This window comes from Caballeronia sp. ATUFL_F2_KS9A (genome assembly GCF_023630765.1).
Lineage (GTDB): Bacteria > Pseudomonadota > Gammaproteobacteria > Burkholderiales > Burkholderiaceae > Caballeronia > Caballeronia zhejiangensis.
This window is the reverse complement of record NZ_JALQEK010000016.1, coordinates 14854-30469: the sequence shown is the minus strand read 5'-3', so window position 1 is coordinate 30469 and position 15616 is coordinate 14854. Positions and strand designations below refer to the sequence as shown.

The window sequence follows — 15616 nt, the reverse complement described above, 5'->3', positions numbered from 1 at the left end:
GAGTCGTGCGCTGTACTTGCTCATGAAAAAACACCCCAAATCGTTGAACGGGTGTCCAACTTTTGGGGTGCAGTTCAATTGCGTGGCCTTTTTGCTTCTGAGCGCGGACGGGTCAAACCTCCGCCATCGCCCTCTCGATCTCGATCTTGTAATCATGGAACATCGCGACCGACTCGCGATGCGCCACGCTCACAATCGCCGCCTTCGGAAGCCGCTCGACCAGCATGTTGTAGATATGCAGCTCGTTCTCGGCGTCGAGCGCGCTCGTGGCTTCGTCGAGGAACACGAAGTCCGGCTTGTGCAACAGCACGCGCGCGGCAGCAAGCCGTTGCTGCTCGCCCGGCGACAGACTCCGCGCCCAATGCGCGCTTTCCTCCAGCCGATCCGCATACGCCTCGAGATTGCACAGACGCAGCGCGTCGCGCGACTCTTCATCACTGAACGTTCCACCCGCCGACGGATACGAAAGCGCCGCGCGCAACGTGCCGATCGGCAGATAACTCATCTGCGGGACGAACATCATCTTCGCGTCGACGGGCGCGTCGATCGTGCCGTCGCCGAACGGCCAAAGACCCGCGAGCGCGCGCATCAACGTGCTCTTGCCCGAGCCCGATGGACCGACGACCAGCCAGCGCGAACCCGGCTCGATCGACACGTTCGCCACGCGCGAAAGCGGCGTGCCGTTGGGCAGCGCGAGCATGAGCCCGTTCGTCGTGAGCGACGGCGTGCTCGTGTAGTGCAGGTTGATGCCGCCGCGCTCCGTCGCTGGCGACGTTTCTTCGCGGATATGCGTCGAGCGCATCACGCGCTTGAATTCGCGCAGACGATTCACGGTCGCGCGCCATTCGACCAACGTCGAATAACTGTTGATGAACCACGAAAACGAATCGCTGACCGTGCCGAACGCCGATGAAATCTGCATCAGCACGCCGAACGAAAACGCGCCCGCGAAGTAGCGCGGCGCGGCGACCATGATCGGGAAAATGATCGCGATCTGCCCGTAGAACGACAGCACGAAGGTCATGCGCTTCGTGTACTTCATGATCATCCACCAGTTGTCGCGAATGCGCTGGAAGATGGTCTTTGCGTTCGCCGTTTCGGTCGCGATGCCGTCATAAAACGCAATCTGTTCGGCGTTCTCGCGCACGCGGATCAGGCCGAAACGGAAATCGGCCTCGACCTTCTGCTGCTGATAGTTGATCGACACGAGCGGATGCCCGACCTTCTGGATGATCAGCGAGCCGAGAATCGCGTAGAGCGCGGCGGCCCAGACCATGTAGCCCGGAATCGTGAACGGCGTGCCGCCGAGCGAGAAGGTCAGCGCGCCCGCGATGGTCCAGAGAATCGTGATGAAAGTGACGAGCGTGACGAGCGTCGAAAGCAGATCGAGCGAGAGCGAAAGCGTGGTGGTGGCGAAGGATTGCAGGTCGTCGGAAATACGCTGGTCGGGGTTGTCGGCGAGGCGGTCGCGCTCGATGCGGTAGAACGCCTTGTCACCGAGCCATTGTTCCAGAAAGCGGTTGGTGAGCCATTGACGCCAGCGAAACGCGAGCATCTGCCGCAGATATCGCCCGTACACCGCGAGCAGGATGTACGCGAACGCGAGGCCCGTGAAGATCAGCAGCAGATGCGGAAAGTCCTTGACGTTCTTGTTCTGCAGCGCGTTGTAGAAGTCGGCGTTCCAGCTGTTGAGCCGGACGTTGATCCACACAACGGTCATGTTGATCGCGATGATCGCGACGAGAAGGCCCCACGCGAAGCCGCGCTCCTCCGACACCCAGTAGGGCTTGATGAGGCTCCACGCCGAGACTTCGTCGGCCTTCTGCTGCGTGCTTTCGGTATGGGTGTTGGTCATGAGCTTCCTGCTGATGCGCCTCGTGGCGCCCGATTGTTACGTCCGCGGCCGGGCCGCGCGCGGCGTTTTCCGGCTCCGCAGATTGTTCCGGGGTTCGCTTAACGCTCACTTAATTTCGGGCGATCGTCCTGCGAACCATGTTCGCGGCATTGTGCCAGAGTGCCGCCGCGCACGATAAAAGGCGGGGAATCCCGGTTTGCAGCGCCTTCGCCTTTCATGTTTTAATGACCCTCGACGAAACAGGGGTGCTTCGCGTGCATCGGCGGCCGGAACGGTCGGCAGCGCGGCGAGGCTGAGAGAGACCCTTTGCACCCGATCCGGGTAATACCGGCGAGGGAAGTTTCCGGAGACCGCGCGAGCCTCGCGCCATTCCTCCAGTCTCTTCCAGTCCTTTCTTCGCGCCCGGCGCGCTTCATGCGCTGCCGAGCCGGTCTCTCCCGCTGATTTCGTCCTCGTGATGTGGCGCCGCGCCAGCACGATCGGGATCGCGTCTTTCGTCTCCATCGTGCAGCGCAGCGTTACGCGTATGGAGACATCGAATTGATGAACAGAATCGATCAGGGCGCCGCGCGCCGGCCGGATTTCGCCGTCGTCGGCGGCGGGCTCGTCGGACGGCTCGTCGCCTGGCAACTCGCGGGCGCGGGTCACGACGTCGCGCTTTACGAACGCGGCGACGCCGCCGGCACGCAGTCGGCCGCGTGGGTCGCCGCCGCCATGCTCGCGCCGCTCGCGGAAGCGGCGAGCGCGGAGCCGCTCGTCGTCGGGCTGGGGGCGGCATCGCTCGAACGCTGGCCTGAACTCATCGCGCAATTGCCCGAGCCGGTTTTCTTTCAGCGCAACGGCACGCTCGTCGTCTGGCACGGCGCGGATCGCGCCGAAGCGCCGCTCTTCGAACGCCGTCTCAAGGCCAATTCGCCCGCCAATCTGCTCGACGGCGGCTTCGTCAAGCTCGCGGGCGCGCAAGTCGCGCAAGCCGAACCGGCGCTCGGAACGCGCTTCGCGCAGGGCTGGCTGCTGCCGAACGAAGGCCAACTCGACAACCGTCAGGCGCTTGGCGCGCTCGCCGCCGGACTTGCCGCGCGCGGCGTGCGTACGCACTGGAACACCGCCGTCGATGCGATGCCCGACGCGCGCTGGATCATCGATTGCCGAGGCCTCGGCGGCAAGCCCGCGTGGCCCGCGCTGCGCGGCATTCGCGGCGAAGTCGCGCGCGTGCACGCGCCGGGCATCGGGCTGACGCGGCCGGTGCGGCTCTTGCATCCGCGCTATCCGCTCTACATCGCGCCGAAGGAGAACGATCTCTACGTGATCGGCGCGACGGAAGTCGAGGGCGAGGACATGTCGCCCGTGAGCGTACGTTCGGCGCTCGAGCTGCTGAGCGCCGCGTTCGCGGTGCATCCGGGTTTCGGCGAGGCGCGCATCCTCGAACTGAACTCGCATTGCCGGCCGACCTTGCCGGATCACCGGCCGGCGATCGTCTGGGACGGGGCGCGGACCTTGCGCGTGAACGGCTTGTACCGGCACGGCTTCATGATCGCGCCCGAAGTCGCGGATGCCGCGTGCCGTCTCGCCGACGCGCTCGCTTCCGGCGATATCGCCGATGCCGAGGCCTTCTCCGATTTCCGCAGCGCCGCGCGCTGGCCCGAACTGCTGCACGGCGAGTTCGCGGTTGCGCCAGCGCTCTAGTCATCAGGAAACAACCATGAACATCCACATCAATCAGCGCGTCTTCGATTTGCCCGACGCCACCACCGTCACCGACGCGCTCGCCGCGTTCGGCGCGAAACCGCCGTTCGCGGTCGCGCTGAACGGCCAGTTCGTCGCGCGCGGCGAACACGCCACGAAAACGCTCGCCGCCGGCGACAAGCTCGACGTCGTGTCGCCCGTCGCGGGCGGCTGAACTCCGAACCGAAGGATCGAACCATGACCAATTCCACCGCCGACGTCCTCACGCTCTACGGCGAGACGTTTCCGAGCCGCGTGCTGCTCGGCACGTCGCGTTATCCGTCGCTGCAATCGCTTTCCGACTCCATCGACGCCGCTCGGCCGGGCATGGTCACGGTCGCGCTGCGCCGTCAGTCGGAGACTGGCGAAGCCGGCTTTTTCGATGTGCTCAAGCGCCACGGCGTCGCGCTTTTGCCGAACACGGCGGGCTGCCAGAGCGTAGACGAGGTGCTCACGACCGCGCACATGGCGCGCGAGGTGTTCGAGACGCCGTGGATCAAACTGGAATTGATCGGCGACGACTACACGCTGCAGCCCGATCCGATCGGCCTCGTCGAAGCGGCGGCCAAGCTGATCCGCGATGGCTTCAAGGTGCTGCCTTACTGCACGGAAGATCTCGTCATCGGCCGGCGTTTGCTCGATGCCGGCTGCGAAGCGCTGATGCCGTGGGGCGCGCCCATCGGCACGGGCAAGGGCGTGACGAATCCATACGGGCTGCGCACCTTGCGCGAGCGTCTGCCGGATGTGCCGCTGATCGTCGATGCCGGTCTCGGCGTGCCGTCGCATGCGTGTCAGGTGATGGAATGGGGCTTCGATGGCGTGCTGCTCAACACGGCCGTCTCGCAGGCAACCTTCCCGCCGCAGATGGCGCGCGCGTTCGCGCTCGGCGTCGAAGCGGGGCGCACCGCGTTCCTCGCGGGCCCCATGGCCGAGCGCGACAGCGCGCAGGCGAGCACGCCGGTCGTCGGCATGCCGTTCTGGCATCAGGACGGAGGCGCGGCATGAGCTTGTTGAATCGTGAAGTGTTCTGGCCGCCGGCGGACGAGCTGACTGAAGTCGCCGAGCGGATTCGCGCGCGTCTCGGCGAATGGCCGACGGCGGAAACGCGCTGGCGCATCTGCCTGACCGCGCCGGAATCGCCGCAGGCGAGCGACATCATCGTGTTCAACGAGCCGCACGATGTGGCCGCGAACGGCGCCGCGGCAATCCTCGAAGCGCATGGCGATCGCGTCACGCTGCGTCGTGGCGACGAGCGTTTCGCGCTCGAAGGCGAATGGTCGGATGATTGGCTTTCCGCGCTCGCCGCTTTCCTCGACTGCAACTTCGAGCCGCACGACGCGCTGACGCTCGCGCTCGCCTGGCGCGCGGGCGATGAGAACAAGGACGACGCGTGGCCCGTCGAATTCGCGACGTTTCCGCGCGTCGCCGATCTGCCCGCCGCGCCCGAAGGCGGATTCCCGGCGTGCCCCGATCGGCTCGGCCTGTATCCGGTGCTGCCGAGCGCCGACTGGGTCGAGCGCGTGCTCGATCTCGGCGTCCGCACGACGCAACTGCGCCGCAAAACCGCCGACGCCGCCGACTTGCAGCGCGAAATCTCGCGCTCGGTCGAAGCGGGACGTCGGCATGACGCACAGGTTTTCATCAACGATCATTGGCGCGAGGCGATTGCGGCGGGCGCGTACGGCGTGCACCTCGGACAGGAAGACGTGCAGACGGCCGACCTGAGCGCCATCGCGAAAGCCGGCGTGCGGCTCGGTCTGTCGACGCACGGCTATTACGAGATGTTGCGCGCGCTGCACTTCAAGCCGAGCTACCTTGCGCTCGGCGCCGTCTTCCCGACCACGACGAAAGTCATGCCGACCAAGCCACAAGGATTGGCGCGCCTGTCGCGCTACGTGCAACTGCTGTCGGGCCGGGTGCCGCTTGTCGCCATTGGTGGAATCGACGCCAAGGCGATGCCGGGCGTGCTGGAAACCGGCGTGCTCAGCGCGGCGGTCGTGCGCGCGGTCACCGAGGCACCGGACACAGCCGCGGCGGTTTTGTCACTGCAAAAAATGTTCGCAGGTCAACGGTGAAAAGTCCCAAAAGCAAGGGGATACACGCCTAGGCAAAGCACCGATTGCGCGCAGGCCCTATAATTCGGCCTCTTGCGCCAACGGAATCTCTTACCCAGTGCCTGCTTTCTCCGAGACTCTGCTAGAGCTACGCGACGTCGACTTCGGCTACGGCGACCGGCTCGTCCTGTCGAACCTGAACATGCGATTCACGCGTGGGCAGGTGGTCGCGGTCATGGGCGGCTCAGGCTGCGGCAAAACCACGACCTTGCGTCTGGTCGGCGGTCTCGTGAAGGCGAGTCGCGGCAAAGTCATGTTCGACGGACAGGACGTCGGCGCCCAGACGCGCGACGGTCTGTACGCGCTGCGCCGGAAGATGGGCATGCTGTTCCAGTTCGGCGCGTTGTTCACCGACCAGACGGTGTTCGAGAACGTCGCGTTCCCGCTGCGCGAACACACGGACCTTCCAGAAGCGCTGATCCGCGATCTCGTGCTGATGAAGCTGAACGCGGTCGGCCTGCGCGGCGCGCGCGATCTCGCGCCGTCGGAGATTTCGGGCGGCATGGCGCGCCGCGTGGCGCTCGCCCGCGCAATCGCGCTCGATCCCCAGTTGATGATGTACGACGAGCCGTTCGCCGGCCTCGATCCCATTTCGCTCGGCATCACGGCGCAGCTCATCCGCACGATCAACGACGCGCTCGGCGCAACGTCCATTCTCGTTACGCACGACGTACCGGAATCCTTCGCGATCGCGGACTACGTGTATTTCATCGCGAACGGCGGCATTCACGCCGAAGGCACGCCGGCGCAACTGCGCGCATCGCAGGATCCGACCGTGCGCCAGTTCATCGACGGCACGCCCGACGGCCCATTCAAGTTCCACTATGCGAGCACGCCGCTCGCCGCAGATTTCGGCATCGGAGGGCAGGCATGATCAGCGCGCTCGGACGCTGGGTGCTCGACGGTTTCGGCACCGCAGGCTACGCAACGCGCATGTTCCTGCGCCTCGTGGTCGAATTTTTTCCGCTGTTGCGCCGCCCGCGCCTCGTCACGAAACAGATCCACTTCGTCGGCAATTATTCGCTCGTCATCATCGCGGTGTCGGGTTTGTTCGTCGGCTTCGTGCTCGGCTTGCAGGGCTATTACACGCTGAGCCGCTACGGTTCGGAACAGGCGCTCGGGCTTCTGGTGGCGCTCTCGCTCGTGCGCGAGCTCGGGCCGGTCGTCACGGCGCTACTGTTCGCGGGGCGCGCGGGCACGTCGCTGACCGCCGAAATCGGCTTGATGAAAGCCGGCGAGCAACTCACCGCAATGGAAATGATGGCGGTCGATCCGCTCAAGGTGGTCGTCGCGCCGCGCATGTGGGCGGGCATCGTCGCTATGCCGGTGCTGGCGGCCATTTTCAGCGCGGTCGGCATCATCGGCGGCTATGTCGTCGGCGTGATGCTGATCGGCGTCGATCCGGGCGCGTTCTGGTCGCAGATGCAAGGCGGCGTGGACGTGTGGCGCGATGTCGGGAACGGCGTCATCAAGAGCATCGTGTTCGGCTTCGCGGTGACGTTCATCGCGTTGTTCCAGGGCTACGAAGCACGGCCAACGCCCGAAGGCGTGTCGCGCGCGACGACGAAAACCGTCGTATATGCGTCGCTCGCCGTGCTCGGGCTCGATTTCCTGCTCACCGCACTGATGTTCAGCTAATGAACCAAGCGCAGGCGCCGCACGAGGCGCAGGCGTTGTGAAGGGCACAGACCGTCACGCGCCATCTGCGAAAAGATTCTCTTTGGGAAGACGATGAAAAAGACTGCTCTCGACTTTTGGGTCGGCCTCTTCGTGGTGCTCGGTTTCGTGGCGCTGCTCTTTCTCGCGCTGAAGGCGGGCAACATGAGCTCCCTGTCGTTCCAGCAAACCTACGCGGTGAAACTGAAGTTCGACAACATCGGCGGACTGAAGGCGCGCGCGCCCGTGAAGAGCGCGGGCGTGACGGTCGGGCGCGTCGGCAGCATCGGCTTCGATGCGAACACGTATCAGGCCGTGGTCACGATCGATATCGACAAGCAGTATCAGTTTCCGAAGGATTCGTCCGCGAAGATCCTGACTTCCGGCTTGCTCGGCGAGCAATACATCGGCCTCGAGCCGGGCGGCGACGATCAGATGCTCAAGAACGGCGACACCATCACGATGACGCAATCGGCCGTGGTGCTCGAAAACCTGATCGGCCAGTTCCTCTACAACAAGGCGGCGGATTCGGGCGCCTCGAAATCGTCGGGGGCGCCGGCTGTGCCCGAGCCCGCACCCGCGCCGGCTTTCCCGGGCGCGGCGAGCGCGATGGGCGCATCGGGTGCGGCGGGCGCGGCAGGTGCGAGCGCCGCATCGGGCGCCGCTCAATAAGGAGAAGAACATGCAGGCGATTGGGATGCGGCGCGCAATCATGGTGGCGGGCGTCGTTGCGCTCACCGGTTGCGCGACGGTGACGACGCCGACCAAAGGGGACCCATTCGAGAGCTATAACCGGACGATGTTCACGATCAACGACACTGTTGATCAGTACGCGGTGAAGCCGGTGGCGAAGGGTTACGTGTGGCTCGTACCGGAGCCGGTGCGCAACAGCGTGACCAACTTCTTCTCGAATATCGGCGACGTCTACATCGCCGCGAACAATCTGGCGCAACTGAGAATTGCGGACGGCGTGTCGGACATCATGCGCGTCGCGATCAACACGCTGTTCGGCGTCGGCGGCCTGTTCGACGTCGCGACCATCGCGCGGCTGCCGAAGCATTCCGGCGATTTCGGGCTGACGCTCGGCCACTATGGCGTGCCGTCCGGTCCGTACGTGGTGCTGCCGCTGCTCGGGCCGAGCACGGTGCGAGATTCCGCCGGACTCGTGGTCGACTATTTCGGCAATCCGCTCACCTACGTGAGCCCGGATTCGGTGAGCTGGGCGCTCTATGGCGTGAACCTCGTCAACGTGCGCGCGAATCTTCTGGGGGCGACCGACGTGCTCGCCGATGCCGCGCTCGACAAGTATTCGTTCGTCCGAAACGCATACTTGCAGCGTCGTCAGTATCTGATTTCGGGCGGCGACGGCAGCATGCCGGACTACGGCGAAGCGCCGCTGCCGAATTACGGCGATGAAGGCACGGAAGGCGCATCGGCGACGGCGGCGCCTGCCGCGGCCGCATCGGCGGCTTCGGGTACGGCGGCGGCACCCGCACCGGCGAGCGGTAGCGCCAACACCGTGCCGGGCAACCAGTATGTTCCGCCGCGCGCGCCGCCGGGTTTCCCTTCATTCCGCTTGCGTTGAGCGGCCTGTCGCTAACGCGCGGTAACATATCTAACGATATTTCTTACGCTTTGGATGCCGCGTCGCCTGAACTCGAATCGGGCGGCGCGCTCAAACCGGAGCATCTACTTTTGCAGGGTCCGTGATGAAAAAATTCTTGCTTCTCCCCATCTTCGCGATGTTCGTCGCGTTTTGTGGCACAGCGTCGGCGCAAAGCGTCGATACGAGCTCGCCCGACACGATGATCAAGACGGTCACGCAACAAGTCCTCGACGAAATCAAGTCGGACTCGAAGATCCGCTCGGGCGACATCAACAAGATCACCGAGCTCGTCAATCAAAAGATCCTGCCGTACACGGATTTCACGCGCACGACGCGTCTCGTGATGGGCCGCAACTGGAATTCGGCGACGCCCGAACAGCAGAAGCAGATCGTCGAGCAGTTCAAGATGCTCCTGATCCGCACGTATTCCGGCGCGCTCGCGCAAGTGCGCGACCAGACGGTTCAATACAAGCCGTTCCGCGCCAATCCGGACGACACCGACGTCGTTGTCCGCTCGGTCGTGATGAACAACGGCTCGCCGGTCGAGCTCGACTATCGCCTGTACAAGACGGCGCAAGGCTGGCGCGTGTACGACATCAACGTGCTCGGCGCGTGGCTGATCCAGGCGTATCAGCAGCAATTCAACGAGCAGATTTCGCGCAATGGCGTGAGCGGCTTGCTGCAGTTCCTGACGCAGCGTAACGAGCAACTCGCGAGCGGCAAGGCATCGTGAGCACGCCAGCCACAGGCGGCCGTTTTCAGACGGCCGCGACGCTGACCCACGAGAGCGCGAAGGCCGCGCTCGAAGCGGGTCTGTCGCGCATCGCTGCGGGCGCGACCGAAGTCGATTGCGCGCCGCTCACGCAGTTCGATTCTTCCGCGCTCGCCGTGCTGCTCGCATGGCAGCGCGCAGCCACCGCGCGCGGCGCCGCGCTCGGCGTCGTCAATCTTCCTTCCGGGCTCGTCAGTCTTGCGCGAGCCTATGGCGTCGATACGCTCCTCTCGTTCCGACATTGATCCTGTTCTGACTCCGCGCAGAAGCGGCGGCCCTGCGTCGCCGCAATCAGGATCGCTCCGAAGTCGGCTCCAACGGCTTTGCCCTATAATCAAACGTTTTTTTCGCAGCCGCTCCCGGCCCTTTTTGTCTGAGGAAGGGAACGTCAGGCGAAAGTCCGCACAATCGAGGCGCGGCCGCACGAGGCGCGCGCACTGTCCATGTCAGCCATAGAAATCCGAAACGTCAGGAAGCGCTACAAGGATCTCCAGGCGCTCAAAGGCGTGAGCCTCACGGTGGAAGAGGGCGAGTTCTTCGGCTTGCTCGGCCCCAACGGTGCGGGCAAAACCACGTTGATCAGCATTCTGGCCGGTCTGGCGCGCGCCGATAGCGGCACGATCTCCGTGCGTGGCCACGATGTCGTCAGCGACTTCCGGGCCGCGCGCCGTGCGCTCGGCGTCGTGCCGCAGGAACTGGTGTTCGATCCGTTCTTCACCGTGCGCGAGTCGTTGCGCATCCAGTCGGGCTATTTCGGCTTGCGCAACAACGACGACTGGATCGACGAGGTCATGGCCAATCTCGATCTCACCGAGAAAGCCGACGTCAACACGCGCGCCCTCTCGGGCGGGATGAAGCGCCGCGTGCTCGTGGCGCAGGCGCTCGTGCATCGGCCGCCGGTGATCGTGCTCGACGAGCCCACCGCCGGCGTCGATGTCGAACTGCGTCAGACACTCTGGAAATTCATCTCGCGCCTGAATCGCGAGGGCCACACGATCGTCCTGACGACGCACTATCTCGAAGAAGCCGAGTCGCTGTGTCATCGGCTCGCGATGCTTCGTCGCGGCGAAGTCGTCGCCCTCGAACGCACGAGCACGCTGCTGCAGCGCTTTTCGGGCATGCAACTGTATCTGCGTCTGTCGAACGGCGCGTTGCCGGCGGACTTGCGCGCGCTCGAAGTCGATCCGCACGCGGTGATGGGCGCGCAACATCTGCTGCGTCTCGCGAGCTATGACGACGTCGAGCCGATTCTCGCGAAATGCCGCGCGGCCGGCTGCACGTTCGATGAAATCGAAGTGCGCAAGGCCGATCTGGAAGACGTGTTCGTGCAGGTGATGAACGAGCCGGAAGTGGTCGAGGGACTTTCATGAGCGGCTTCCAGACGTTGTTCTACAAGGAGCTGCTGCGCTTCTGGAAGGTTTCGTTTCAGACGGTCCTCGCGCCGATCGTGACGGCGCTTCTGTACCTGACGATCTTCGGTCATGCGCTTTCCGGCCGCGTCGAGGTGTATCCCGGCGTCGGTTATACGAGTTTTCTCGTGCCCGGCCTCGTGATGATGAGCGTGCTGCAGAACGCGTTCGCGAACAGTTCGTCGTCGCTGATCCAGTCGAAGATCACCGGCAATCTGGTGTTCGTGCTGCTGCCGCCGATCGCGCATTGGGAGATGTTCTTTGCGTATGTGCTGGCGTCGGTCGTGCGCGGCCTGTGCGTCGGCTTCGGCGTGTTCGTCGTGACGATATGGTTCATCCCGATGTCGTTTTCCGCGCCGCTCTACATCATTGCGTTCGCGATCCTCGGTTCGGGCATTCTCGGCACGCTGGGTCTGATCGCGGGCATCTGGGCCGACAAGTTCGACCAGCTGGCCGCTTTCCAGAACTTCCTCATCATGCCGCTCACGTTTCTTTCAGGCGTGTTCTACTCGACACATACGCTGCCGCCCGTGTGGCGCGCGGTGTCGCATCTGAACCCGTTCTTCTACATGATCGACGGCTTTCGCTATGGCTTCTTCGGCCTGTCCGACGTGAATCCGTTGATGAGCCTCGGCATCGTCGGCGGATTTTTGGCCGTGCTGGCGTTGATCGCCGTGCGACTGCTCGCGAGCGGCTACAAGCTGCGTCACTAATTCTCAAGGAGACTTCCACCATGTTGCCGACTCCGGAGCAGGTGAAGGATTACATCGCCAAAGGCCTCGCTTGCCAGCATTTGGAAGTGGAGGGCGATGGCCAGCATTTTTTCGCGACCATCGTGAGCGACGCGTTCGTCGGCAAGCGGCTGATCGCGCGTCATCAACTGGTTTATGCGGCGCTCGGCGAGCGCATGAAACAGGAGATTCATGCACTCAGCATGAAGACCCTGACCCCCGACGAGTGGAAATCGGCCTGAGTCCACCCGGCGAAGCCAAATCAGGTCATACGACTCAACACACGTAACACCGGCATCACCGGAAAGACAAAGGCAGTAAAGAGTGCGATTCATTCAAGACAACGGCGGCGCTGAAAAGGGCACCGCAGGCAGCTCGGTCGAAGGACAAGCCATGGATAAACTGGTCATCACGGGAGGCGCGAAGCTCTCCGGCGAAATCACCGTTTCGGGTGCGAAGAACGCGGCGCTGCCGATTCTTTGCGCAAGCCTTCTCACCGCCGACGACGTCCATCTGTCGAACGTGCCGAATCTTCAGGACGTTCGCACGATGGTCAAGCTGTTGCGCCAGATGGGCGTGCAGTCCGAAGTGTCCGGCGACGGGCGCGTGAACCTCAACGCGTCGAAGGTCGACAAGCTCGTCGCGCCGTACGAAATGGTCAAGACGATGCGCGCGTCGATTCTCGTGCTCGGTCCGCTCGTCGCGCGCTTCGGCGAAGCGAAGGTGTCGCTGCCCGGCGGCTGCGCGATCGGCGCGCGTCCGGTCGATCAGCACATCAAGGGCCTGCAGGCGATGGGCGCCGAGATCAACATCGAGCACGGCTTCATCGAAGCGCGCGCGAAGCGTCTGAAGGGCGCGCGCATCATCACCGACATGATCACCGTCACCGGCACCGAGAACCTGCTGATGGCGGCGGTGCTGGCCGACGGCGAGACGGTCATCGAGAACGCCGCGCGCGAACCCGAAGTGAGCGACCTCGCGCATCTGCTCGTGAAGATGGGCGCGAAGATCGACGGCATCGGCACCGACCGTCTCGTGATTCAGGGCGTCGACAAGCTGCACGGCGCGAAGCACGACGTCGTGCCGGACCGCATTGAAGCGGGCACGTTCCTGTGCGCGGTCGCGGCCGCGGGCGGCGACGTCACGCTGCGTCGCGTGAGCTCGCATCTGCTCGACGCCGTGACGGCGAAGCTGCGCGAAGCCGGCGTGACGATCGAGGAAGGCGACGACTGGATGCGCGTGCGTATGGGCAAGCGCGCCGAAGCGGTGAATATCCGCACGTCCGAATACCCGGCGTTCCCGACCGACATGCAGGCGCAGTTCATGGCGCTCAACACGATCGCGAAGGGCACGTCGCAAGTCGTCGAGACGATCTTCGAGAACCGCTTCATGCACGTTCAGGAGCTGAATCGTCTGGGCGCGAGCATCACCATCGACGGCAACACGGCGCTCATCGCCGGCGTCGAGAAGCTGTCCGGCGCGAAGGTCATGGCGACCGATCTGCGCGCGTCGGCGAGTCTCGTGATCGCGGCGATGTGCGCGGACGGCGAAACGCTGATCGACCGCATCTACCATCTGGATCGCGGCTACGACCGCATGGAATCGAAGCTGACGGCGGTCGGCGCGAACGTGCGCCGCATCAAGGGCAGCGGGAGCGAGCAATGAGTTCGCTGCCGCAGACGTCGTCGTCGGTGCAGCCGAGCGCGCCCCTCACGCTCGCGTTGTCGAAAGGGCGTATCTTCGAGGAGACGCTGCCGCTGCTCGCCGCCGCCGGCGTGCAGGTGGCCGAAGATCCGGAAAGCTCGCGCAAACTGATCCTTCCGACGACGAATCCGAATCTGCGCGTGATCATCGTGCGCGCGACCGATGTGCCGACTTACGTCGAGTACGGCGCGGCCGATTTCGGCGTCGCGGGTAAGGACGTGCTGATCGAGCACGGCGGCAGCGGCCTGTATCAGCCGGTCGATCTCGATATCGCGCGCTGCCGTATGTCGGTGGCCGTGAAGAACGGGTTCGACTATGCGAGCGCGGTGCGCCAGGGCGCGCGTCTGAAGGTCGCGACGAAGTACACGGAAACCGCGCGTCAGCATTTCGCGGCGAAGGGCGTGCACGTCGATCTGATCAAGCTGTACGGATCGATGGAACTCGCGCCGCTCGTCGGCCTGGCCGATGCGATCGTCGATCTGGTCAGCTCGGGCGGCACGCTGCGGGCGAACAATCTCGTCGAAGTCGAAGAGATCATGCAGATTTCCTCGCGCCTCGTCGTGAATCAGGCGGCGCTGAAGCTGAAGCGCGCGGCGCTCAAGCCGTTCCTCGACGCGTTCGAGCGCGCGACGGTCAGCAAGGGAAATTAGGCGGGCCGCACGACGCGGCGCGCCAACAGCAAAACGGAAAACCAGCATGTCTATCAAGATTCGCAAACTCGATTCCAGCGCCGACGGTTTCCAGAAGGCGCTGCGTGCGGTCCTCGCGTTCGAAGCGAGCGAGGATGAGGCGATCGAGCGCTCGGTCGCGCAGATTCTCGCGGACGTGAAGGCGCGCGGCGACGAAGCCGTGCTCGAATACACCAACAAGTTCGATCGTCTGAAGGCGGACAGCGTCGCGGCGCTCGAACTGCCGCTCTCGGAGATGGAAGCCGCGCTCGAAGGGCTCGAACCGAAGCGCCGCGCGGCGCTCGAAGCGGCGGCGGCGCGCGTGCGCGGCTATCACGAGAAGCAGCGCATCGAATGCGGCAGCCATAGCTGGCACTACACCGAAGCCGACGGCACCGTGCTCGGCCAGAAGGTCACGCCGCTCGATCGCGCGGGCATCTATGTGCCGGGCGGCAAGGCGGCGTATCCGTCGTCCGTGCTGATGAACGCGATTCCGGCGCGCGTGGCGGGCGTGAAGGAAATCGTGATGGTCGTGCCGACGCCCGATGGCGTGAAGAATCCGCTGGTGCTCGCGGCGGCGCTGCTCGGCGGCGTGGATCGCGTGTTCACGATCGGCGGCGCGCAAGCGGTGGCCGCGCTCGCGTACGGCACGCAAAGCGTGCCTGCCGTCGACAAGATTTGCGGTCCGGGTAACGCGTATGTCGCGTCGGCGAAGCGGCGCGTGTTCGGCACGGTCGGCATCGACATGATCGCGGGGCCGTCCGAAATTCTCGTGATCTGCGACGCCACCACCGATCCGCGCTGGGTCGCGATGGACCTCTTCTCGCAGGCCGAGCACGACGAGCTCGCGCAATCCATTCTGCTGTGCCCGGACGATGACTTCATCCAGCGCGTGGAAGACGCGATCGTCGAGCTGCTGCCGGCGATGCCGCGTCGCGACGTCATCCAGCGCTCGCTCGAAGATCGCGGCGCGCTCATCAAGGTGAAGGACATGGCCGAGGCGTGCGCGATCGCCAACGATATCGCGCCGGAGCATCTTGAGATTTCCGCGCTCGATCCGCATCAGTGGGCCGCGCAAATTCACAACGCAGGCGCGATGTTCCTCGGCCGCTACACGAGCGAAAGCCTCGGCGATTACTGCGCGGGCCCGAACCACGTATTGCCGACGTCGCGCACCGCGCGCTTCTCGTCGCCGCTCGGCGTCTACGACTTCATGAAGCGTTCGAGCGTGATCGAAGTGAGCGCGGACGGCGCGCAGACGCTCGGCGAAATCGCGGCGGAACTGGCGTACGGCGAAGGCCTGCAGGCGCACGCGAAGAGCGCCGAATACCGGATGAAAAAAGTCGGCTGAAGCGAAAACCGGCCCGAATGAACGA

17 protein-coding genes and 1 riboswitch are annotated in these 15616 nt (G+C 64.5%); of the genes, 16 read left to right on the top strand and 1 reads right to left on the bottom strand.

The window, feature by feature from the left end; translation table 11 throughout:
* Nucleotides 1-112: 112 nt before the first annotated feature.
* Nucleotides 113-1855 (bottom strand): ABC transporter ATP-binding protein/permease, encoded by a 1743-nt coding sequence (locus NCS67_RS11630; RefSeq protein ID WP_250435261.1) that lies wholly within the window; start codon nucleotides 1853-1855, stop codon nucleotides 113-115.
* Between the two features lie 231 nt (nucleotides 1856-2086).
* Nucleotides 2087-2211, top strand: a riboswitch (TPP riboswitch).
* 187 nt (nucleotides 2212-2398) lie between these two features.
* On the opposite strand from NCS67_RS11630, the gene NCS67_RS11625 reads away from it, so the two are divergent.
* From NCS67_RS11625 to hisD, 16 genes are all read left to right on the top strand, one after another.
* The gene (locus tag NCS67_RS11625; protein WP_250435260.1) at nucleotides 2399-3541 is read left to right on the top strand and encodes an FAD-dependent oxidoreductase; all 1143 of its coding nucleotides are present in this window, start codon (nucleotides 2399-2401) and stop codon (nucleotides 3539-3541) included.
* 16 nt (nucleotides 3542-3557) lie between these two features.
* Nucleotides 3558-3755, top strand: coding sequence for a sulfur carrier protein ThiS (gene thiS / locus NCS67_RS11620; protein WP_008344107.1), 198 nt, complete (start codon nucleotides 3558-3560; stop codon nucleotides 3753-3755).
* Between the two features lie 23 nt (nucleotides 3756-3778).
* Nucleotides 3779-4585, top strand: a complete 807-nt coding sequence (locus tag NCS67_RS11615; RefSeq protein WP_250435259.1) for a thiazole synthase — start codon at nucleotides 3779-3781, stop codon at nucleotides 4583-4585.
* The gene (gene thiE, locus NCS67_RS11610) at nucleotides 4582-5655 is read left to right on the top strand and encodes a thiamine phosphate synthase (RefSeq protein ID WP_250435258.1); all 1074 of its coding nucleotides are present in this window, start codon (nucleotides 4582-4584) and stop codon (nucleotides 5653-5655) included. Before NCS67_RS11615 ends, thiE begins: the two co-directional genes overlap by 4 nt.
* Nucleotides 5656-5752: 97 nt before the next feature.
* On the top strand, nucleotides 5753-6568 hold the full coding sequence (locus NCS67_RS11605) for an ABC transporter ATP-binding protein (protein ID WP_008344112.1): 816 nt from the start codon (nucleotides 5753-5755) through the stop codon (nucleotides 6566-6568).
* Complete coding sequence (gene mlaE, locus NCS67_RS11600; protein ID WP_008344114.1) at nucleotides 6565-7332, top strand: lipid asymmetry maintenance ABC transporter permease subunit MlaE; 768 nt, start codon at nucleotides 6565-6567, stop codon at nucleotides 7330-7332. Before NCS67_RS11605 ends, mlaE begins: the two co-directional genes overlap by 4 nt.
* A gap of 93 nt (nucleotides 7333-7425) precedes the next feature.
* Nucleotides 7426-8022: an outer membrane lipid asymmetry maintenance protein MlaD gene (gene mlaD, locus NCS67_RS11595; RefSeq protein ID WP_008344116.1), complete on the top strand. Its 597-nt coding sequence runs from the start codon at nucleotides 7426-7428 to the stop codon at nucleotides 8020-8022.
* 10 nt (nucleotides 8023-8032) lie between these two features.
* Nucleotides 8033-8935 (top strand): MlaA family lipoprotein, encoded by a 903-nt coding sequence (locus NCS67_RS11590; protein ID WP_250435257.1) that lies wholly within the window; start codon nucleotides 8033-8035, stop codon nucleotides 8933-8935.
* A gap of 124 nt (nucleotides 8936-9059) precedes the next feature.
* On the top strand, nucleotides 9060-9689 hold the full coding sequence (locus tag NCS67_RS11585; protein WP_008344118.1) for an MlaC/ttg2D family ABC transporter substrate-binding protein: 630 nt from the start codon (nucleotides 9060-9062) through the stop codon (nucleotides 9687-9689).
* Nucleotides 9686-9973 carry an STAS domain-containing protein gene (locus tag NCS67_RS11580; protein WP_081851876.1) on the top strand — a complete coding sequence of 96 codons (288 nt, stop codon included), beginning with the start codon at nucleotides 9686-9688 and terminating at the stop codon, nucleotides 9971-9973. Before NCS67_RS11585 ends, NCS67_RS11580 begins: the two co-directional genes overlap by 4 nt.
* 198 nt (nucleotides 9974-10171) lie before the next feature.
* Entirely contained in the window at nucleotides 10172-11098 is a 927-nt protein-coding gene (locus NCS67_RS11575) for an ABC transporter ATP-binding protein (protein ID WP_008344124.1), read from the top strand.
* Nucleotides 11095-11850 carry an ABC transporter permease gene (locus NCS67_RS11570; protein ID WP_008344126.1) on the top strand — a complete coding sequence of 252 codons (756 nt, stop codon included), beginning with the start codon at nucleotides 11095-11097 and terminating at the stop codon, nucleotides 11848-11850. Before NCS67_RS11575 ends, NCS67_RS11570 begins: the two co-directional genes overlap by 4 nt.
* Nucleotides 11851-11870: 20 nt before the next feature.
* Complete coding sequence (locus NCS67_RS11565) at nucleotides 11871-12110, top strand: BolA family protein (protein WP_008344127.1); 240 nt, start codon at nucleotides 11871-11873, stop codon at nucleotides 12108-12110.
* A gap of 151 nt (nucleotides 12111-12261) precedes the next feature.
* A complete protein-coding gene (murA, locus tag NCS67_RS11560; protein ID WP_008344128.1) occupies nucleotides 12262-13533 on the top strand; it encodes a UDP-N-acetylglucosamine 1-carboxyvinyltransferase in 1272 nt (423 codons plus the stop codon).
* The gene (gene hisG, locus NCS67_RS11555) at nucleotides 13530-14222 is read left to right on the top strand and encodes an ATP phosphoribosyltransferase (RefSeq protein WP_008344130.1); all 693 of its coding nucleotides are present in this window, start codon (nucleotides 13530-13532) and stop codon (nucleotides 14220-14222) included. Before murA ends, hisG begins: the two co-directional genes overlap by 4 nt.
* Before the next feature lie 46 nt (nucleotides 14223-14268).
* On the top strand, nucleotides 14269-15591 hold the full coding sequence (gene hisD, locus NCS67_RS11550; RefSeq protein WP_008344133.1) for a histidinol dehydrogenase: 1323 nt from the start codon (nucleotides 14269-14271) through the stop codon (nucleotides 15589-15591).
* The last annotated feature ends 25 nt before the right edge of the window (nucleotides 15592-15616 follow it).

What these genes read in the sequence shown, in the direction of transcription:
- NCS67_RS11630 (WP_250435261.1), bottom strand. Translation starts at nt 1,855, where the DNA reads ATGACCAACACCCATACCGAAAGCACGCAGCAGAAGGCCGACGAAGTC.
- NCS67_RS11625 (WP_250435260.1), top strand. Translation starts at nt 2,399, where the DNA reads ATGAACAGAATCGATCAGGGCGCCGCGCGCCGGCCGGATTTCGCCGTC.
- thiS (WP_008344107.1), top strand. Translation starts at nt 3,558, where the DNA reads ATGAACATCCACATCAATCAGCGCGTCTTCGATTTGCCCGACGCCACC.
- NCS67_RS11615 (WP_250435259.1), top strand. Translation starts at nt 3,779, where the DNA reads ATGACCAATTCCACCGCCGACGTCCTCACGCTCTACGGCGAGACGTTT.
- thiE (WP_250435258.1), top strand. Translation starts at nt 4,582, where the DNA reads ATGAGCTTGTTGAATCGTGAAGTGTTCTGGCCGCCGGCGGACGAGCTG.
- mlaE (WP_008344114.1), top strand. Translation starts at nt 6,565, where the DNA reads ATGATCAGCGCGCTCGGACGCTGGGTGCTCGACGGTTTCGGCACCGCA.
- mlaD (WP_008344116.1), top strand. Translation starts at nt 7,426, where the DNA reads ATGAAAAAGACTGCTCTCGACTTTTGGGTCGGCCTCTTCGTGGTGCTC.
- NCS67_RS11590 (WP_250435257.1), top strand. Translation starts at nt 8,033, where the DNA reads ATGCAGGCGATTGGGATGCGGCGCGCAATCATGGTGGCGGGCGTCGTT.
- NCS67_RS11585 (WP_008344118.1), top strand. Translation starts at nt 9,060, where the DNA reads ATGAAAAAATTCTTGCTTCTCCCCATCTTCGCGATGTTCGTCGCGTTT.
- NCS67_RS11575 (WP_008344124.1), top strand. Translation starts at nt 10,172, where the DNA reads ATGTCAGCCATAGAAATCCGAAACGTCAGGAAGCGCTACAAGGATCTC.
- NCS67_RS11570 (WP_008344126.1), top strand. Translation starts at nt 11,095, where the DNA reads ATGAGCGGCTTCCAGACGTTGTTCTACAAGGAGCTGCTGCGCTTCTGG.
- NCS67_RS11565 (WP_008344127.1), top strand. Translation starts at nt 11,871, where the DNA reads ATGTTGCCGACTCCGGAGCAGGTGAAGGATTACATCGCCAAAGGCCTC.
- murA (WP_008344128.1), top strand. Translation starts at nt 12,262, where the DNA reads ATGGATAAACTGGTCATCACGGGAGGCGCGAAGCTCTCCGGCGAAATC.
- hisG (WP_008344130.1), top strand. Translation starts at nt 13,530, where the DNA reads ATGAGTTCGCTGCCGCAGACGTCGTCGTCGGTGCAGCCGAGCGCGCCC.
- hisD (WP_008344133.1), top strand. Translation starts at nt 14,269, where the DNA reads ATGTCTATCAAGATTCGCAAACTCGATTCCAGCGCCGACGGTTTCCAG.